The sequence below is a fragment of the Peribacillus sp. FSL P2-0133 genome, from assembly GCF_037975445.1.
Lineage (GTDB): Bacteria > Bacillota > Bacilli > Bacillales > DSM-1321 > Peribacillus > Peribacillus simplex_E.
In genome coordinates this window covers 592,211-610,676 of record NZ_CP150254.1, presented here as the reverse complement: position 1 = coordinate 610,676, position 18,466 = coordinate 592,211, and the positions used below count along the sequence as shown (strand labels likewise).

At 42.4% G+C, this 18,466-nt stretch carries 13 protein-coding genes, 1 pseudogene and 1 riboswitch; of the genes and pseudogenes, 3 read left to right on the top strand and 11 right to left on the bottom strand.

Going from position 1 to position 18,466, the window contains the following annotated elements:
* Positions 1-206 precede the first annotated feature (206 nt).
* The 3 genes and pseudogenes from ribE (MKY17_RS02950) to ribE (MKY17_RS02940) all read right to left on the bottom strand — a co-directional run bounded on the left by ribE (MKY17_RS02950) (position 207) and on the right by ribE (MKY17_RS02940) (position 2,052).
* Positions 207-677 carry a 6,7-dimethyl-8-ribityllumazine synthase gene (gene ribE, locus MKY17_RS02950; RefSeq protein ID WP_048685088.1) on the bottom strand — a complete coding sequence of 157 codons (471 nt, stop codon included), beginning with the start codon at positions 675-677 and terminating at the stop codon, positions 207-209.
* Positions 678-756: 79 nt separating this feature from the next.
* Positions 757-1,395, bottom strand: a pseudogene (gene ribB, locus MKY17_RS02945) (3,4-dihydroxy-2-butanone-4-phosphate synthase); the annotation flags it as partial.
* A gap of 18 nt (positions 1,396-1,413) precedes the next feature.
* Entirely contained in the window at positions 1,414-2,052 is a 639-nt protein-coding gene (gene ribE / locus MKY17_RS02940) for a riboflavin synthase (RefSeq protein WP_144527892.1), read from the bottom strand.
* 146 nt (positions 2,053-2,198) lie between these two features.
* Positions 2,199-2,329: riboswitch (FMN riboswitch) on the bottom strand.
* 203 nt (positions 2,330-2,532) lie between these two features.
* Between ribE (MKY17_RS02940) and MKY17_RS02935 the strand changes: the two genes are divergently transcribed.
* Positions 2,533-3,264 carry a TspO/MBR family protein gene (locus MKY17_RS02935; RefSeq protein WP_339201350.1) on the top strand — a complete coding sequence of 244 codons (732 nt, stop codon included), beginning with the start codon at positions 2,533-2,535 and terminating at the stop codon, positions 3,262-3,264.
* Between the two features lie 13 nt (positions 3,265-3,277).
* On the opposite strand, the gene megL is transcribed toward MKY17_RS02935, so the two are convergent.
* The 4 genes from megL to putP form a co-directional block, all read right to left on the bottom strand.
* Positions 3,278-4,453: a methionine gamma-lyase gene (gene megL / locus MKY17_RS02930; protein ID WP_098370474.1), complete on the bottom strand. Its 1,176-nt coding sequence runs from the start codon at positions 4,451-4,453 to the stop codon at positions 3,278-3,280.
* Positions 4,454-4,832: 379 nt separating this feature from the next.
* Positions 4,833-5,969: a DEAD/DEAH box helicase gene (locus tag MKY17_RS02925; RefSeq protein ID WP_098370473.1), complete on the bottom strand. Its 1,137-nt coding sequence runs from the start codon at positions 5,967-5,969 to the stop codon at positions 4,833-4,835.
* A 47-nt stretch (positions 5,970-6,016) separates the two neighbouring features.
* On the bottom strand, positions 6,017-7,294 hold the full coding sequence (locus MKY17_RS02920; RefSeq protein WP_339201347.1) for an ATP-binding protein: 1,278 nt from the start codon (positions 7,292-7,294) through the stop codon (positions 6,017-6,019).
* A gap of 164 nt (positions 7,295-7,458) precedes the next feature.
* Positions 7,459-8,928 carry a sodium/proline symporter PutP gene (gene putP / locus MKY17_RS02915; RefSeq protein ID WP_098370471.1) on the bottom strand — a complete coding sequence of 490 codons (1,470 nt, stop codon included), beginning with the start codon at positions 8,926-8,928 and terminating at the stop codon, positions 7,459-7,461.
* 156 nt (positions 8,929-9,084) lie between these two features.
* Here putP and MKY17_RS02910 point away from each other — a divergent pair, with 156 nt between their 5' ends.
* Positions 9,085-11,133 (top strand): molybdopterin oxidoreductase family protein, encoded by a 2,049-nt coding sequence (locus MKY17_RS02910; RefSeq protein WP_339201345.1) that lies wholly within the window; start codon positions 9,085-9,087, stop codon positions 11,131-11,133.
* 226 nt (positions 11,134-11,359) lie between these two features.
* On the opposite strand, the gene MKY17_RS02905 is transcribed toward MKY17_RS02910, so the two are convergent.
* The 3 genes from MKY17_RS02905 to MKY17_RS02895 all read right to left on the bottom strand — a co-directional run bounded on the left by MKY17_RS02905 (position 11,360) and on the right by MKY17_RS02895 (position 15,907).
* Positions 11,360-12,880: an aldehyde dehydrogenase family protein gene (locus MKY17_RS02905; protein ID WP_098370469.1), complete on the bottom strand. Its 1,521-nt coding sequence runs from the start codon at positions 12,878-12,880 to the stop codon at positions 11,360-11,362.
* Positions 12,881-13,129: 249 nt separating this feature from the next.
* Positions 13,130-14,569 carry an aldehyde dehydrogenase family protein gene (locus MKY17_RS02900; RefSeq protein WP_260398003.1) on the bottom strand — a complete coding sequence of 480 codons (1,440 nt, stop codon included), beginning with the start codon at positions 14,567-14,569 and terminating at the stop codon, positions 13,130-13,132.
* 12 nt (positions 14,570-14,581) lie between these two features.
* Positions 14,582-15,907, bottom strand: a complete 1,326-nt coding sequence (locus MKY17_RS02895) for an aspartate aminotransferase family protein (protein WP_141992679.1) — start codon at positions 15,905-15,907, stop codon at positions 14,582-14,584.
* A 366-nt stretch (positions 15,908-16,273) separates the two neighbouring features.
* On the opposite strand from MKY17_RS02895, the gene rpoN reads away from it, so the two are divergent.
* Positions 16,274-17,635 carry an RNA polymerase factor sigma-54 gene (rpoN, locus tag MKY17_RS02890; protein WP_339201341.1) on the top strand — a complete coding sequence of 454 codons (1,362 nt, stop codon included), beginning with the start codon at positions 16,274-16,276 and terminating at the stop codon, positions 17,633-17,635.
* Between the two features lie 182 nt (positions 17,636-17,817).
* Here rpoN and bluB read toward each other — a convergent pair whose 3' ends face one another.
* The gene (gene bluB / locus MKY17_RS02885; RefSeq protein WP_098370466.1) at positions 17,818-18,459 is read right to left on the bottom strand and encodes a 5,6-dimethylbenzimidazole synthase; all 642 of its coding nucleotides are present in this window, start codon (positions 18,457-18,459) and stop codon (positions 17,818-17,820) included.
* Between the last annotated feature and the right edge of the window lie 7 nt (positions 18,460-18,466).

The following is an 18,466-nucleotide window of genomic DNA, read 5'->3' as shown; positions in this document are numbered from 1 at the left end:
AATTGTAGCATAATCATATCCGCATATTTTATCATGCTTCCATTACGTGATGCTTTTGTTCGTTTTTTTTTTTTGAAATTCCCTAATTATTCTTTATTTCTCAAGATTTATACCTTAAAACACATTACTTCGAAATCGAGGTATTTCCAATCTGACAATTAAAAAAGCCGCAGGAATGTTATTCCCTGCGGCTTCCTTATGTGAAATCACTGTTCTATTAATTTTCCAAGGTTGGCCATTTCAATGGCACTAACCGCAGCTTCATAGCCTTTGTTACCCGATTTTGTTCCTGCACGTTCAATGGCTTGTTCAATATTCTCAGTTGTCAGCAAACCGAAGATAACCGGTACACCTGTTTCCAATGAAACGGAAGCCATGCCTTTAGCTGCTTCATTGCAGACATAATCATAATGTGAAGTGGCACCCCTGATTACCGTTCCAAGACCGATTACAGCATCATATTTACCTGTATTCACAAGTTTCTTAGCAATTAACGGAAGTTCAAAAGCACCCGGGACCCACGCGATGTCAACATCATTCTCATCAACGCCATGACGCTTAAGGCCATCCAATGCCCCTCCTAAAAGCTTGCTTGTGATAAACTCATTAAATCTTCCTACCACGATTCCGACTTTCAATCCTGATCCGATCAATTGTGCTTCAATAGTTTTCCCCATGTCCAATTCCTCCTAATTTTAAAAAACAATATCATTTTTTTCACGTTAAGATTTAATTCCTAATAATCCTTCAAGCTTTCGGGATGTTCAGTTCAAGTTCCTGTTTCCCAATTGAATCATTTTGTTCAAGATACCGAATCAAATCGGCTATCGTAATGAATTTCAGGTTAAATTTATCAGCGATGACTTCTAAATCGGATACGCGGGCCATCGATCCATCTTCATTCATGATCTCACAAATGACACCCGCTGGAGCGGCACCGCATAACTTCGCCAAATCCACCGATGCCTCCGTATGTCCTGCCCTCCTTAATACGCCGCCTTCTTTAGCGACTATCGGAAAAGTGTGACCAGGCCTTTGGAAATCTTCAGCGACAGAATCATCATTAAGAAGTTCAAGGATGGTCAAGGACCGTTCAAAAGCACTGATTCCTGTAGAGGTGCTTTTATGATCGACACTTACCGTAAAAGCAGTGCCATGATGATCGGTATTTTCACCTACCATAGGATGCAGTTTCAATTTCGCTGCCAGTTCTTCAGTGATGGTTGTACAAATCAAACCACGTCCATGAGTCGCCATGAAATTAATCGCTTCCGGTGTCGCCTTTTCGGCCAACACTACAAAATCCCCTTCATTTTCACGGTCTTCATCATCGGATACGATTACTACCTTGCCAGCCTTCAAATCTTCTATTGCTTCTTCTATTGTATGGAACATCATTACACCGCCCTTTTATTAGAATCCATGCTCTGCCAAAAACTCTAAATTCAGTCCTGGTTTTGGATTGCCATTTTTCATTTGATGTATTATATATTTCCCTATCATGTCGTTTTCGATGTTAACGATATCGCCAGCCGCTTTTTGTCCCAATATGGTGTCCTGATGAGTCAATGGAATCAATGATACAGTCAAAAGGTTCCTTTCGATCCCAAATATCGTCAAGCTCGTTCCATCAATGGCCACGGAACCTTTTGGAATACAGAAGGTACTAAGCCCTTCTTCCAATTGGATTACATAATATACGGCATTTTCTTTCCGTTCTTTTTTTATGATCGTTCCGGTTCCGTCGATATGACCTGAAACAAAATGACCGCCAAACCTTCCCTGTGCACTCATTGCTCGTTCGAGATTAACAGGTGATCCCAATTTTAACGTCCGGATCGTGGAAGCTTTGACCGTTTCCGGCATCACGTCGACCGTAAACAAACTTTTCGTGAAGGATGTTACCGTTAAGCAGACCCCGTTGACTGAAATACTATCCCCCAGATGCACATCTTCAAGGATTTTTTCAGAACGAATCGATAACTCCATACTGCTTTTTCCTTTTTTCAAGGAATGTACGGTACCGATATCCTCAATGATTCCCGTAAACATGTTTTTCCCCCTTTTATAAAATATAAAAAACCCCTTAGGATGACCTAAGGAGTTAGCAGGAGAAATGAGTGAAAAAAATTGTATACCTAAAAAGCCTAATAATTTCATTTTCGAAAAATTAGGCATACGTATACACTTGGGTTCCACACGTCCTTCTCCCATCCAGACTGTACTGTCGGCTTTGGAATCTCACCAAATCCTGCCTTTATCAGGCTCGCGGGCTTAGAATTTCTTCATCACCGCCGGTTGGGATTTTCACCCGACCCCGAAGGACTAAAATAATATGAATCTTTGAATATTTTATCACCATAAAGTGAAGATGTAAAATTTCTAACCTTAAATGGTTCAATTGTTACAGGAACTTCCTCTCTTTATGGAAAAATCCCCCCCAAGTACCCCCGATGTGCTTCGAAAAGGTTAGCCAGGCTAAATATGTGGAATAAGGTTAGAAGGATCACAAATCATACAAGGAGGAAGCCCATGATTATTTCCATCATTAACTTGATTTTCTACCTGTTCGTCGTCACGATGAATTTTTTAGCCAATTTCCTGCCATTGAACGGCCAAACATCGGGAGAGATTTCCGATAAACTGGATGTCCTTTTCACTCCTGCCGGTTATGTATTTTCCATATGGGGCTTGATCTATTTCTTGCTTGCCATCTCGGTATTCAGGCAGTTTTTAAGTAAACATCAAAACAGCCCTGCTTATAAGGCATCCTTCCCTTGGTTCGCTTTAAGCTGTGTCCTGAATGGCGCTTGGCTTTTGGCTTGGCACTATGAACGCTTTTTGTTATCCGTATTCATTATCATTGCTCTTTTGGCTACTTTAATGGTCATTTATACCAGAATGAAAAAAGTGGAGCATGCTGCTTTCGACCTATTTCCGTTTTCCGTTTATACAGGCTGGGTAAGTGTTGCAGCCATAGCTGACATTTCTTATTACCTCACCTATATCAAATGGGACGGTTTTGGGGTTTCCCGTATAACCTGGACGATCGTCCTGCTGATTGCAGCAACAGCCTTGGCCTTTGTCTTTGCAGGTAAAAACCGGGATTGGTGCTATCCTCTCGTATTCGTTTGGGCATTCATAGGCATCGGGATACGAAATAGCGACGCCTATCCGATAATCACAGACATTTCTTATATCCTGGCTGCCATCACTTTTATCGTATCCATCACCATCTTCATTAATAATAGGAGGAACAAATGAGGGATATGTTACCCTAAAATGCTTGCTTAAGATCTTGCCAGATATCCCCCCAAGCCTCAAGGCCAACTGAGAGACGGACCAGCTGGTCACTGATGCCCATTTGTTCCCGTGAATCTTCAGGAACGGCAGAGTGCGTCATGGTAGCGGGATGCTGGATCAATGTTTCGGCATCACCTAGACTTACGGCAATTTTGATAAGTTTCAATTTATTGAGGAATTCCTGTGCATCCTGTTTTGTGCCATGCAGTTCGAAAGAGATAAGGCCGCCGCCATGTTTCATTTGTTTTTGCATTATATAATGATCCGGTGAAGCTTCATCACCTGGATAATATACTTTTTTCACCTTTGGATGTTTCTTAAGTTCTTGAAAGATTGCCATTGCATTGGCCGAATGACGGTCCATCCTGACAGGCAAGGTCTTTAGCCCCCGTAATAGTAACCAGGCATCGAATGGTGAAATGATTCCACCGATATCCTTCTGTGTAGTCCCGGCTACCTGATTCATGAATTCCTTCTTACCGACGACAAGGCCTGCAACGACATCACCATGCCCGCAAAGATATTTCGTAGCGCTATGAAGGACGATATCACAGCCATATTCAAGCGGTCTCTGTAGGTAGGGAGTCGAAAACGTATTATCGACTACGACCGTCACATTATATTCCTTCGCAACTCTCACCACCATCTGTAAGTCAATCATTTTCATCGTCGGATTGATCGGGGTTTCTACATATATACAGGTCGTTTCCGGCCGGATCATTTTCCTTACTTGTTCTTCTGAATCCATTTCACAAAAATCATGTGTGATGCGGTATTTATTTTTCATTAGCTGCAGAAGGCCAAATGTACAACCATATAGCCCCTGTGAGCACAGGATGTGGTCATCTGTTTTTGTTAACGCAAAAAGCACTGCTGAAACGGCAGCCATGCCTGAACCGAAAGCAAGGCCAGCTTCCCCGCCTTCCAAAGCGGCAATCTTTTCTTCAAGCACTTGTACCGTTGGATTTCCTAGGCGAGAATAAATGTATCCTTCTTCCATACCGGCAAAACGCCTTTCCCCTTGCTCGGCATTTTCGAAAGTGAATGTTGAGGTTTGGAATAAGGGTGTTGCCAAGCTTCCTAAATGCTTCTTCGAGTCATATCCTTCATGGATGACTGCCGTTTCAAACTGTTTATACTTTCCTGTCATACCGTCTCCTCCTAACCTATGTCTATTGCTATCATATGTCAAAAAACCACATAAAGGAAGCGTTTTCATTCATGATTATCCCCCATTAATGAACTCCTGAATTTAGTATAATTTCACAATCGAATATTTATAGTATCAAATGCTATGAGGGGATATTATCCTGAGCTTTATTGGATCATTTCAGCCCTTTTGCCGAGGCACCCATCGTTAAATTTGATTCAGCAAAAACAATCACTTTTCTACTGGGAATCCCACCATATTCAGAAAGTGGAAAAGCATGTATTGGGAATTCTGTACAATGAGCAACTTTTTAATTTTTAATCTTAACGGGCATTGGCAAAAAAAAAAGACAGCCGCCATGGCCGTCCCTTTTTTCGTATCATTCATCGACTACGATGTTTCCACCATAGAAGGTTACTCTCGTTAATGGAATCTCCAGTTCACGACCCATTTTTTTCAACTCTCGCTCTTCTCTTTCCGTTACGATCGAAATGACAGTGCCATCTGCACCTGCTCGCCCAGTTCTCCCAGATCTATGGATATATTGTTCGATGTTGTCAGCCATATCAATATGAACGACCGCAGTAAGACCTTTAATATCAAGCCCCCTTGCCGCTACATCCGTTGCTATCAGCATTGGGGATTTTCCGGAACGAAGCTTACGCAACGCTTTCTCCCTGTCGACTTTATTGGATTCACCGTGAAGCACGCCCATTTCAATACCCTTATAACTCAGCTTTTCATGCAAGACGCTCAGCTCTGCTATATCATTCAGAAAGGCAAGGGCCTTCACATCTTTAATTCTTGTTATTTTCTCGAGGATCTTGGACTTTTCCCGTCTCTCAACAACAAAGTAAAGATGGTCCACCTTTGATTCCATTTTTTCATGCTTATCGACCTTGATCATTTCGGGTTCATTCATGAATCCCCGGGCGGCTTTTTCCGTTTCCTCCGGCAAGGTCGCTGAAAACACCATGATTTGCCGGTCTTTTAGCGTTGTTTTGATAATATTATTGATCGTTCCCATATGCTCTGGAGTGATCAATTGGTCACCTTCATCAAGTACTATCGTCTTAACTTCATGCATCTTTAATTTCTTTTGGGCAATCAATTCGTAAATACGCCCCGGTGTTCCAGCAATCACCTGGGGACGCTTCTTCAGTTTGTCCAACTGCCTTTTCACATTAGCACCGCCGATGAATGCTGCACCCGTAATGCCGCTTCCCTCTGACCAAATGCGAATCTCTTCATTGATTTGCATGACCAGTTCTCGTGATGATGCCAAAATCAAAGCTTGGGGCGATTTCTTTTCAGGATCTATCTTTTCTAGTAATGGCAATAAATATGCTAATGTTTTTCCCGTACCAGTCGGTGATTCAGCCATGATGTCTTTTCCCTCGACAATCACCGGAATCGCTTTCGTTTGAATCGGGGTAAGTTGTCCGAATCCGGACTTCTTCCAGACCTCTTGTATATATGGTTTTCTATCGTTCACTAATTCAGGTAATTCGCTCATATCGTTCTCCTTTAAAATATAACTTTTCCTATCTTTCATAGTACCATTTATTCTTGTCCAGTAGCCAACGGAATACGAATTGTAACCGTCGTCCCTTTGTTTAACTCACTTTCAAAATGCATTTCCCCGTGAAGTCGATGAACGATTTTCCGGCAAATTGCTAGCCCGATCCCTGTACCCTTTTCCTTCGTCGAATAAAAAGGCTCACCAATCCGTTCAAGGCGCTCGGGCACCATACCCATGCCATTATCACTCACGCTGACTACAGCTTGTCCATCGCTGGTTTGCAGCGATATATCAATTTTCCCATTATCCTCAATCGCTTCAATGCTGTTCTTGACGATATTGATTATCAACTGTTTAATTTCAATTGGATCAGCCATAATATAAATCGGTTCGGCGGTTTTAACCCTGAACCCCATTTCGATATTATTCAAATTCGTTTCTGCTTTCATCAACGTGAATACCTGTTGTAAACTGTCGGCAAGATCGATCCTGCGGAATGCTACATCCTGTTTCTTCCCAAGAATCAAAAGTTCACTTGAGATAATATTAATCCGGTCAATTTCCTTCAACATAATATCAGAATGCAGTGGGTTTACCTCCTGCGTCATATCCATTAACTGTACGAATCCTTTTAACGATGTCAGCGGATTCCTTATCTCATGTGCTACCGCTGCAGCCAGATGTCCGATTACAGATAGCTTTTCAGACATGATCATCAATTCCTCTTCGCGCCGCAATTCAGTAATATCCCTAACGATTGCATATACTCCCAGCATTTCCGCGTGAACGATGATCGGTAAAAAGGTTACACGGATTATCCGTTCTTCATCACTGCCATTCTGAATGGTCGTTTCGAATTTTACAGCCTCCCCTTGAAGGGACTGTTTAAAGAATACAGATACTTTATCACTTTCATTCCAGTTAAGGAGATGATTCGCATTCTTGCCTTTCAAATTGTCACTGTTATGACCTAATAGTTTTTCAGCTTCAGGGTTTATCGAAACGACATTTCCTTCGAGATCCAGCTCAAGCACACAATCTGGGTTATGCTTGAACAGTGACCGATACTGTTCATCCTTCAGAATGAATTCCTGTTGGGACCTCAACATTTTCCCCGTCCAATACCTGATTATGAAGTATAGGAAAAGCCCGGTTATGAAAATGAACATCCACCCTTTGGAATGTTGGAACATTGCATATATCTGAACATCTGCCCTTGCCTGTGTCATAGAGATGTAATCCGTAACGAAAATCCATAAGACCCCAATGATTATATATATAAAAGCCACTTTACATGCAATTTTATGAGATTGGTTCATATTTTTTCCTTTGTATTGTTTTTTGGTTTATTATTCCCAAATCACTCAAAAAAAGCCCTCATGTTTTCAACATAAGGACTCTATCGGTATTGTACCATATATATTGCATTCATTGTTTTATATCGCTAAAAAAACCAGCAGCATTTTAACTGGACTTTCAATGATCAAGAGAGGTTTTTAATGGCTTGATTGAATTCTTCTTCTATATCTTTTGTAGGCTTGGCCGATAATAAGCTGAAAACGACTACCGCTATTGAACCAGCGATGAAACCAGGTATGATTTCGTATACTTCAGCGAACTTATCGATCATATCCCAGACGATCACGGTTGCCGTTCCGACAATCATTCCCGCCAGTGCTCCCCATTTCGTCATCCGTTTCCAGTACAGGCTTAACAGAATGACAGGACCGAAGGCCGCTCCAAAGCCAGCCCATGCATAACCCACCAATTTAAGGATCGTACCGCTTGGATTAAAAGCCAACAATAGGGCAATGGCAGATATCGCCAATACACCAAACCGGCCTACCAGAACTAATTCCTTATCAGATGCATTCGGCCGAATGAACTGCTTATAGAAATCATCGGTCAAAGCACTTGCCGAAACTAAAAGCTGTGATGCAATCGTACTCATTACCGCTGCTAAAATAGCAGCCAACAAGAAGCCTGTAATTAAAGAAGGAAACAGTTCTTTAGATAAAATGATGAAGACGGACTCAGCATTTTTTTCCCCTAAAGGACTGTTTGTCAGGTTAAAATAAGCTATCCCCACCAATCCAGTGAACATCGCTCCAACGATAGCAAAAATCATCCAGCCCATACCGATCCGGCGTGCACTTTTCAATTCTTTAACAGATGAAACCGCCATGAATCGAACGATAATATGAGGCTGCCCGAAATAACCAAGCCCCCATGCCAGAAGAGATATGATTCCAATGGTTGATGTTCCTTCAAAGACATGCAATAAATTCGGGTTGATCGATCTTATTTCATTGAAGGTAGGATCCCAGCCACCAATATTTACAATCGTGACAACTGGCACTAGAATTAAGGCAATGAACATGATTGTACCTTGTACGAAGTCGGTCCAGCTAACAGCTAGGAATCCGCCAAATAATGTATAAAGAATAACAACACTCGCCGTCAGCCAGATGCCCCACCGATAATCCAAATTGAAAGCGGAGCGGAAAAGCTCACCGCCTGCTACCATGCCTGAAGATGTGTAAAAGGTGAAGAAAATTAAAATGACCGATGCTGATACCACTTTTAAGACCCTGGAGCCATCTTTAAACCGATTCCCCAAAAAATCGGGAATAGTAATCGAATTGCCGGCCACTTCCGTGTAAGTCCGAAGTCTTGGTGCCACGAATAACCAGTTTAAATAAGACCCTGCACAAAGGCCGACGACAATCCAGCCAGCACTTAACCCGCTTATGTACATAGCACCGGGAAGACCCATCAACAGCCAGCCGCTCATATCGGAAGCTCCTGCACTCAATGCAGTCACAGCCGGGCCCAAGTTCCGGCCGCCAAGCATGTAATCGGTTAAGTTGGCCGTTTTCCGATAGGCAAAATAACCAATTAACAGCATGCCTGCCATGTATATTCCAATTGATATTATAATTCCATAATCCAAAAATGAATCCTCCTATTTATAGGTTAATTTTCATCTTGTAAGCTTATCAGAAAAAAAAACATATGTTAAGAAGTTCTTGCACCTTTCAACGATTTCACTTTCAATATAATTAAGAAAATTCTTTTTATTAGATTAAATTATTAGGAGGAATACGCCATGCAATCCTATATCAATCAGCCAGATGGAGTCTTTCCCTCTGTTTGCTCTCTTGACTGTCCTGATCAATGCGGTTTACTGCTGCACAAAAAAGACGGGAAAATCATTAAAGTTCAAGGAGACCCTGATCATCCAGTAACAAAAGGGAATATTTGCAACAAAGTCCGAAACATGACCGCTCGCCTATATGACCCCAATCGCTTAAAACAGCCATTAAAGCGCATCGGTCCGAAAGGAGAAGGGAATTTTGCTCCAATCAGCTGGGAAGAGGCCATTGATACAATCACTTCCAAATGGAAAGACCTGATTGAAATGCACGGATCGGAAAGCATACTCCCCTACAGCTTTTACGGAAACATGGGCAACCTCAGCGCTGAAGGGATGGATCGCCGTTTTTTCCATAAACTCGGTGCAAGCATGCTCGAGCGTTCCATTTGTAATGCGGCAGGCTCAGTCGGATACAGCTATACAATGGGTGGTTCATTCGGCATCGATCCAGAAGAAACGATTCATACAAAGCTTTTCATCATGTGGGGCATTAACGCTGTGAGCACAAATATGCACCAAGTAACTCTTGCCCAGCAAGCCCGAAAAAACGGGGCCAAAGTAGTTGTCATTGACGTACATAAAAACCAAACCGGCAAGTGGGCAGATTGGTTCATTCCGATTCTGCCTGGCACCGATAGTGCGCTTGCCCTCGGATTAATGCATATACTATATGCCGAGAATCTAGTCGACCAGCCCTTTTTGGATGAATACACAGTTGGTGCTGCCGAATTGCGCGAACACGTCCGCCAATATGACCCTGCGACCGTCTCCGTGATCACTGGCGTTCCAATTGATGACTTATATGAATTAGCCAGGATGTACGGCACCACAAGTCCATCATTCGTTCGGATAGGCAATGGCCTGCAGCACCATGACAATGGAGGCATGGCGGTACGTACCATCGCCTGCCTGCCTGCACTTACCGGCCAATGGATGACCGAGGGGGGCGGAGCCATCAAAGGGAATTCTGGATATCTGACTTTTAATACAAATGCCTTAAGACGTCCTGATTTATTGCATAATAAAGCTACCCGGACCATTAATATGAACCAAATCGGTCAAGCTCTCCTGGAAAAGGAAAACCCGATTCGCTCCATGTTTGTATACGGCTCCAACCCAGCACTTGTCGCTCCGAATGCAAATAAGGTGCAGGAAGGCCTAATGCGGGAAGATCTATTCACAGTTGTACATGATCTATTCTTAACCGAAACGGCCATGTTTGCCGACCTCGTCCTTCCTGCCACATCATCTTATGAAACGGAGGATTTTTATAATTCATACTGGCATAATTACGTGCAAATACAAAAACCTGTAGTCGAAAAATATGGCGAGTCGAAATCGAATGTTGAATTGTTCAAACTGTTAGCTGCTGGAATGGGATTTGAGGAACAAGCATTTAGAGATTCTGAGGAAGATATGATACGTCAGGCGCTGGATTTTCCCGATAACCCGCATTTAGAAGGCATCACCTATGACTCCCTTTCAAGGAATCAATTTGTCAAAGCCAAGATGCAGCCGATGTTCCCAGGAAAACTCCCGACACCAAGTGGTAAAATCGAACTTTATTCCGAACGGATGAAGCAGGATGGATACGAGCCTTTGCCAACATATAAGCCAATCATAAAAGATAGCGACCTGCCATTTTTATTCATTCCGGCACCTAATCACAATTTCTTGAATTCAACCTTTTCAAATAATGCCAAACATATCTCCATGGAAAAGGAACCGAAACTGCACATGAATGCCGCTGATGCCAAAACAATGGGGATATCCTCCGGAGATATGGTTAAAATCTGGAACGATCGCGGTGAATGTTTGCTTACCGCTGCTCCCGGTGAAAATGTGTTACCCGGCGTTCTTGTCAGCCAAGGCTTGTGGCAGAATACACCTGAAACAAAACAACACATCAATTCCCTTACCCCAGATCGCCTCGCAGATATGGGTAATGGCGCCGTTTTCTTTTCAGGACGGGTTGATCTTGAAAGAGTCCAGCAAAAGTAAATCAATGTTTAGCAATCTTTGAATATATCTCCGGTTTCGGCATTTTATCTGCACTTTCCGGAGTTATATCTGCGATTCCGGCATTTTATCTGCGATTTTTGAAATATATCTACGATTCCGGCATTTTATCTGCGATTTTTGAAATATATCTACGATTTCCGGCATTTTATCTGCGATTTCACAAATAAAGGCTGTTCCACAAGGAACAGCCTTTTCGTCAAGCTATTTACTCTTCATCAAACCAGCCTGTTGGCTGGATATCCAAGTTGTTATTGATTTGCTTCACTTCAGTGTAAGCTTCGTAACCGAAAGTTCCCAGTTCGCGTCCATTTCCACTTTGCTTGAACCCTCCCCAAGGAGCTTCGTTATAAGTCGGATGATATGAGTTTATCCACGTGATGCCTGCACGCACTTTTTTTATGACACGGTACGCTTTTGCGATATCATTCGTGAACACCGCTCCCGCTAAACCATATTTCGTATCATTGGCCAGTCGAAGTGCTTCCGCTTCATCCTTGAACTTTTGAACGACAAGCACCGGTCCAAAAATTTCTTCCTGCACAATCCGCATGTCCGGTGTCGTATCAACAAAAATAGTAGGTTCGACAAAGTAACCTTTATCCAAGCCTTCTTCTTTTATTCGATTTCCACCGACGATTATTTTGGCACCTTCTTCTTTTCCGATTTGGATATACGATAATATTTTGTTCATATGGGCTTCTGAAACAATAGGACCCATCTGGCTGCTTTCATCAGAACCTGAACCTACTTTGATCTTTTTCGCCTTCGCAGTAAGACTTGCAATGAACTGATCGTAAATGGACTCTTCCAACAGTAAACGAGAACCTGCTGAACACACTTGTCCTTGATTACAGAAAATCCCGTATAGAGCATAATCAACGGCAGTCTCAAAGTCAGAGTCGGCAAATACGATATTAGGCGATTTCCCGCCGAGCTCCAATGTCACCTTCTTTAGGTTACCGAGTGAAGCCTCCATGATTTTACGCCCTGTTTCCGTCCCTCCTGTAAAGGCCACTTTATCGATTTCCTCATGTTCGGCAATGGCTTGTCCAACAACCGGCCCCGCTCCTAACACAAGGTTTGCGACACCTTTTGGCAATCCGACTTCATCCATGATTTCGAATAGTTTGACCGCTGTCACAGGGGTGATCTCAGATGGTTTGAACACAACGGAATTTCCTGCTGCAAGCGCCGGGGCGAGTTTCCATGCTGACATCATTAGCGGAAAATTCCATGGAACGATCTGCCCGCATACACCGATTGGTTCCCTTACGACCATCGCTTGCTGACCGTCAGGAACTTCAAAAGTTTGACCTGTCGGTTTTGTAGCCAATCCTGCATAATATCTAAAACAGGCTGCTGAATCCGCTATATCATAACGAGCCTCACGTAATGGTTTCCCATTATCCAATGTTTCCAACGTAGCTAATTCTTCAGCTTTTTCTTCTATTTTGTCGGCTATTTTGAATAAAATGCGAGCTCTTTCCACTGCAGGAGTTCCCCACCAACCACCTTCATAGAAAGCATATTTTGCTGCCTCGACCGCTGCATCCACATCTTCCTGTGTTCCTTCCGCAGCTTTGGCAATAACTTCCCCGGTGGCCGGATTCAATACATCCCTCTTCTCTCCTGAAGTCGAATTCACCCATTCCCCATTGATGAACATCTTTAAGTCCAGTGCTCCCGTTCCCTCTTTTTTCGTGTTATTTTGCAAAGTTTCCTGCATGTAAATTCCTCCTCGGTTTTAAGTTATCTACCTATATATAAGATATGAGCAAGATTCATGCCAGTTTGAAATAATAGGTAAAACACGTTTTTTTACCCTTTCCTGTCTCATTTAAATTCAACCGTGAATTACCTATTCATTTTTGCATAACATTTGGCCAATCCTTCATCTCAACCTCTTTCAAGATTCACAGAAAAATAAACCTGCAGCTCAAAAAAAGAGATGAGCAGCTGCTCATCTCTTTTTTGATTAATTTCGGTTAATAATGACCAGTTTCATTTCCGTCATTTCTTCAATGGCATATTTTAACCCTTCGCGGCCAGTCCCGCTTTTTTTGACTCCGCCATACGGCATGTTGTCGACACGATAAGTTGGGATATCATTAATGATAACACCGCCGACTTCTAATTTTTCTGCGGCAGAAAGAGCCAGATTGATATTTTCTGTGTAAATCCCGGCCTGCAATCCGAATTCGGAATCGTTGACCAAGTCAATCGCTTCCTCAACAGAAGAAACCTTATTGATCAAAACAATGGGAGCGAAGACTTCCTGACAAGATACCTTAAGCATTGCATCCACTTCCAGCAACACAGTCGGATGCAGGATATTCCCTTCAGATTTACCTCCTGCTGCAACGATCGCACCGTGTTGTTTAGCTTCCCCGATCCAATCCAGGCTTCGTTGTACATCACCAGCACTGATTAATGCCGAAAGGTCCACAGACGGGTCCAAAGAATCTCCTAGTTTCAAGCCATTCGTTGCTTCTATGAATTTTTTGACGAACTCATCATATACCTCTTCATGAACATATGCGCGCTGTAAGGAAATACAGACCTGCCCTTGAAAAGCGAATGCTGCCGATACACAGCGTTGGATGATTTTATCGATATTGATCCCTTTATCAACGATGACAGCCGCATTCGAACCTAGTTCAAGACTCACTTTCTTTAATCCTGCCTTATTACGGATCCCGATTCCGACAGCCGGACTTCCAGTAAATGAAATGCTCTTCACCCGTGAATCGGTGACTAATTTATCACCAATAACCGAACCGCTTCCGGTAACTAAATTAAACGCACCTGCCGGCAATTCAGTTTCGGCTAATAGTTCAGCAAGAAATAGTGAAGATAGCGGTGTTTGGCTCGCAGGTTTCAGGACAAGTGTATTTCCGGCAGCAATGGCCGGGCCTACTTTATGAGCAACCAGGTTCATCGGAAAATTAAAAGGGGTAATTGCACCCACAACGCCTAGAGGTTCACGGACTGTGTATCCTATCCTTCCTTCTCCGTCAGCTGTAGCATCCATCGTCAATGTTTCCCCATGAATCCTTTTTGCTTCCTCTGCTGCAAATTTATATGTGGCAATCGTCCGGGATACTTCAACCATTGCCGTTTTGATTGGTTTCGCTGCCTCTTTAGCAATAATTTCAGCTGCCTCATCTTTGCGGCTCTCCAAAAGGCTCGCAAGCTTTTCAAGTATTGCAGCGCGTTTATGACTAGGTAAAGCTGCCATTGTTTTTCTAGCTTGATAGGCTGATTCTATTGCCAACTCTACATCTTCAAGGCTTGCCGAAGGAATCTCCGCTAGAACTTCCCCGCTATAAGGAGACTTTAGTGTCGTGAACTTTTCAGCTTCTTGCCATTTACCATTAATGAATAATTTCTTTTTCAGCGTTTCCGTCATGACCATCACTTTCACCTCTTATAAAATTTCTTTTTCGACAGCAGTAAATGTCTCATCAAGGATTTCAATTATTCTTTCGACTTCCGATTTAGTAATGATTAGAGGCGGTGCGAATACGAGTGTATCTTGGTCAAACGTAACAGACCGGCAAATCAAACCATTCTTCGCCGCTTCAGCAACCAGTCTTGGAGCAAGCTGTGTCTCAAAGCCTTCGCCTGTTTGTTTGTCCTTTACGATGGAGATGCCTCCAATTAATCCAAGTGCCCTGACATCACCAACAATCGGGTGTTTGCTTTGAAGCTTCTTAAAGCCGGCAAGCAACTCTTCACCACGCTTTTTCGAGTTTTCTATCAAGTTTTCGCGTTCAATTATTTCAATATTTTTCAAAGCAACCGCACATGCCATAGGATGGCCACTGTATGTGTAGCCGTGTAAAAGCGTGCCTTTTGAAAGGGCAATGAAATCCTGATGCATCTTATCATTCAGGACGACCCCGCCTAACTGTGCATATCCGCTCGTCACACCTTTTGCGAAGCACATCATATCAGGTACAACACCAAAGTGTTCAATCCCAAAATAAGTCCCTGTTCTTCCGAAACCTGTAATGACTTCATCCGTCACCATTAAAATGCCGTATTCATTACAAATCTCCCTTACTTCCTTAAAATAGCCTTCAGGAGGAAGGTTCACGCCACCAGCCCCTTGAATCGGTTCAGCAATAAATGCCGCAATCGTTTCCGGTCCTTCCTGTTCTATAACCTTACGCAACTCCTCAATGGAGGAACCGTCCACATGGTAAAAATCCGGTGCAATTGAATTCGTGAAGTCTCGGAACGGCTTCAGGCCAGTCGCACTTGTAGCTCCCATTGCCACTCCATGATAGGATTTCGAGCGGGAAATGATTTTTTGACGATTAGGCTGACCTTTCAATAGCCAGTAATGACGAGCAAGTTTGATGGCCGTATCATTCGACTCCGATCCACCTGAAGTGAAGAAAACTGCATTCAGATCCCCAGGAGCGATGGAAGCGATTTTGGCCGCCAACCGGATTGCCGGCTCATTGCTGAAAGTGGCGAAACTTGAGGTGAAAGCTAGCTTCGTCATTTGTTCCTTCGCGACTTCAGCCATCTCTTCTTGTCCATGTCCAATATTCACATTCCAAAGTGAAGCCATGCCATCAATGACAGTCCTGCCCGTGACATCCGTAAGATATATTCCCTTCCCTTCCTTAAAGATGAAACTTGGACCATCTGCCTGCTGTTGCTCGATTGCCGTAGTCGGATGAATAAAATGCTTTTTATCCAAATCGATTAATTCCTGAATACCCGTCGTTTCTTTGATCATGTAAAAAACACCCTTCTCTTGTAGTGGATTTTTTCAAGCTAGTTTATTTTTTTATTTATATATTTAGATATAGCAAGATGCATGCCAAATTATATGAGCCTTATATTAAAGGCATTCAGGTTAAAATGATTCATATATAAATCATTAGGAGTTTGTGTTGATTCGAATATAAATCGTTCGATTCATATTCGAATCACCCAACACCCATTCATTAGAATAACTTCGTCCCCCTCTTTATTTACTAATTGATGTTACAAAACCTGACACACTATGTTGAATTTTCGGAAGATTTGTATTATTATCATGTTAATATTTTTTAGCCCTCTTGAGCCGCCATGTTAATCTAAACGAAAGAAGTTGATATATATGCAGGTAGGATTTGAACTATACCAAAAACAAACTATGAAATTGTCATTAACCCCTGAATTACAGCAATCGATCAAGATCCTTCAATATTCGACCCATGAACTAATAGGTTTCCTAAACCGACAGGCTTACGAAAATCCCGTTCTCGAAATAAGCTTTAAAGACCCCCTCGCATCACTTTCTGAATCTAGCATTCGTACACCTAAAATAAATTCTCTGAAACGGTCCTCTAAAAGTAAAAGTTTCAACGGAGACAATGATTACAATCCAATCAACAATTATTCAATCAACACAGAAACATTGGAAATCCATTTACTGGAACAAGTGAGTTTACTAAGTTCATTGAAAGCAATTGAAAGGAGGATTCTCCAATTTTTAATTGGGAACTTAAATGAATATGGATTTCTTGAATTGGATACCAATTGGACTGCCTCGCATTTTTCCATGTCCGTCGAAGAAATAGAAAAAATGATTCAAGTTTTGCAATCCCTTGACCCGATTGGAGTCGGGGCTAAAGATCTGGCCGATTGCTTACTCATTCAGCTGCGTGAGCATGAGGATCGCAATGAATTGGCGGTTAAGATCGTTAAAAAGCACTTAACGGACTTAGCAGAAAAACGCTACAGGAAAATTGCCGCCCTATACAAAGCGACCATTCAGGAAGTACAAGAAGCGTCGGATTTCGTCCGTACGTTAAACCCGCGTCCCGTCAGTCACTTTTCCAATGATTTGACTCATTACATCATTCCGGACGTTTACGTGGAAAAAGAAAAAGAAGATTTTCTGATAACGGTCAATGATAGCTGCACACCTAAACTTTCCATCAGTCCTTTCTACAAGGACCACATCGCTCTGAATCCTGTCAATCCAGCTAAAGATTATATAAAAGGGCACATAAATGATGCCCAATTACTTTTAAAAGGAATCGAACAAAGGCAAATGACACTTTACAAAGTGGCAGCGACAATCGTGGACGAGCAGCAAGAGTTTTTCATGAAGGGAATCACGGGGTTAAAACCTATGACACTGAAAGACATTTCGGAAAAACTTCAGGTTCATGAATCAACAATCAGCAGGGCGACGAGCAATAAATATATCCAGACACCGCATGGCCTCTTTAAACTTAGGAACTTCTTTACTAGAGGGGTAAACCGCGCGAATAGCCAAGCAACCGAATCAACGACCACCATCAAAGAAAAAATAAAGGTCTTGATTGCCGATGAAGATAAGATAAAGCCTTTTTCAGATCAGAAACTTTGTCAAATATTCGAAAATGAAGGGATGAAGATCTCCCGCCGTACTATTGCAAAATACCGTGAAGATCTCGGTATACCGGGATCTTCAAAACGGCGTAGATTTTAAATTCAAACCAAATTTTGTGTCCATATTACGGAATGTTGTATTTTGAAAGACTCTTACAAAGGATGCATCTATCGTAAGGGTCTTCTATTTTTTCACTGCTTCATTTCATTTTTTATGTAAAAAAATCAATTCCTTTCAACAAAAAACCCCTGAAACAGGGGCTAGAATCATAATATATAGTTTTATTTATTACCCCATTTATCTTTGAAAATAAGTTCATCCATCGGCCTTCTTTTTTCCCAATTAGCAAGTTCAAGAATGGGTTTATCCGGATATTGATCCGTATAGCCAATCGACAGGAGTGCGACGGGTTCTATATGCGGCGGAATCTCCAAAATATCACGAATATCATTTTTCTTATAAAAGCTTACCCATCCCATTGCCAATCCTTCCGCACAGGCAGCCAGCCACATATTTTGAATCGCGCAGGCTGTGGATAGGATATCCGTTTCCGGAATGGAGTTCCTCCCTAAAACATGGGAGCCGCCCCGTGTCGGATCGCATGTAACACAAATGGTGTAAGGTGCTTCTTTTAACCCTTCCACTTTCAAGCTAAGAAACTTATTTTCTTTATCTCCTTCATAATGAATAGCGAGTGCCCTTCTTTCTTTATCCGCTGCCCATGCCAAACTGTTCTTGGTTTCCTGAGATGAAATCACGATGAAACTCCAAGGTTGCATGAACCCTACAGACGGCGCATGATGTGCAGCATCCAAAATTCTGCGGAGTATATCCTTTGAAATGGGCTTAGGCAAAAAACTCCTGATATCCCTTCGGTTATAAATGGCTTTATATACGGCAGCTTGTTCTTCATTAGTAAACATAGTTTCC

Coding starts and splice junctions, on each gene's coding strand:
- ribE (WP_048685088.1), bottom strand. CDS start 677: ATGGGGAAAACTATTGAAGCACAATTGATCGGATCAGGATTGAAAGTC.
- ribE (WP_144527892.1), bottom strand. CDS start 2,052: ATGTTTACGGGAATCATTGAGGATATCGGTACCGTACATTCCTTGAAA.
- MKY17_RS02935 (WP_339201350.1), top strand. CDS start 2,533: ATGATTATTTCCATCATTAACTTGATTTTCTACCTGTTCGTCGTCACG.
- megL (WP_098370474.1), bottom strand. CDS start 4,453: ATGACAGGAAAGTATAAACAGTTTGAAACGGCAGTCATCCATGAAGGA.
- MKY17_RS02925 (WP_098370473.1), bottom strand. CDS start 5,969: ATGAGCGAATTACCTGAATTAGTGAACGATAGAAAACCATATATACAA.
- MKY17_RS02920 (WP_339201347.1), bottom strand. CDS start 7,294: ATGAACCAATCTCATAAAATTGCATGTAAAGTGGCTTTTATATATATA.
- MKY17_RS02910 (WP_339201345.1), top strand. CDS start 9,085: ATGCAATCCTATATCAATCAGCCAGATGGAGTCTTTCCCTCTGTTTGC.
- MKY17_RS02905 (WP_098370469.1), bottom strand. CDS start 12,880: ATGCAGGAAACTTTGCAAAATAACACGAAAAAAGAGGGAACGGGAGCA.
- MKY17_RS02900 (WP_260398003.1), bottom strand. CDS start 14,569: ATGGTCATGACGGAAACGCTGAAAAAGAAATTATTCATTAATGGTAAA.
- MKY17_RS02895 (WP_141992679.1), bottom strand. CDS start 15,907: ATGATCAAAGAAACGACGGGTATTCAGGAATTAATCGATTTGGATAAA.
- rpoN (WP_339201341.1), top strand. CDS start 16,274: ATGCAGGTAGGATTTGAACTATACCAAAAACAAACTATGAAATTGTCA.
- bluB (WP_098370466.1), bottom strand. CDS start 18,459: ATGTTTACTAATGAAGAACAAGCTGCCGTATATAAAGCCATTTATAAC.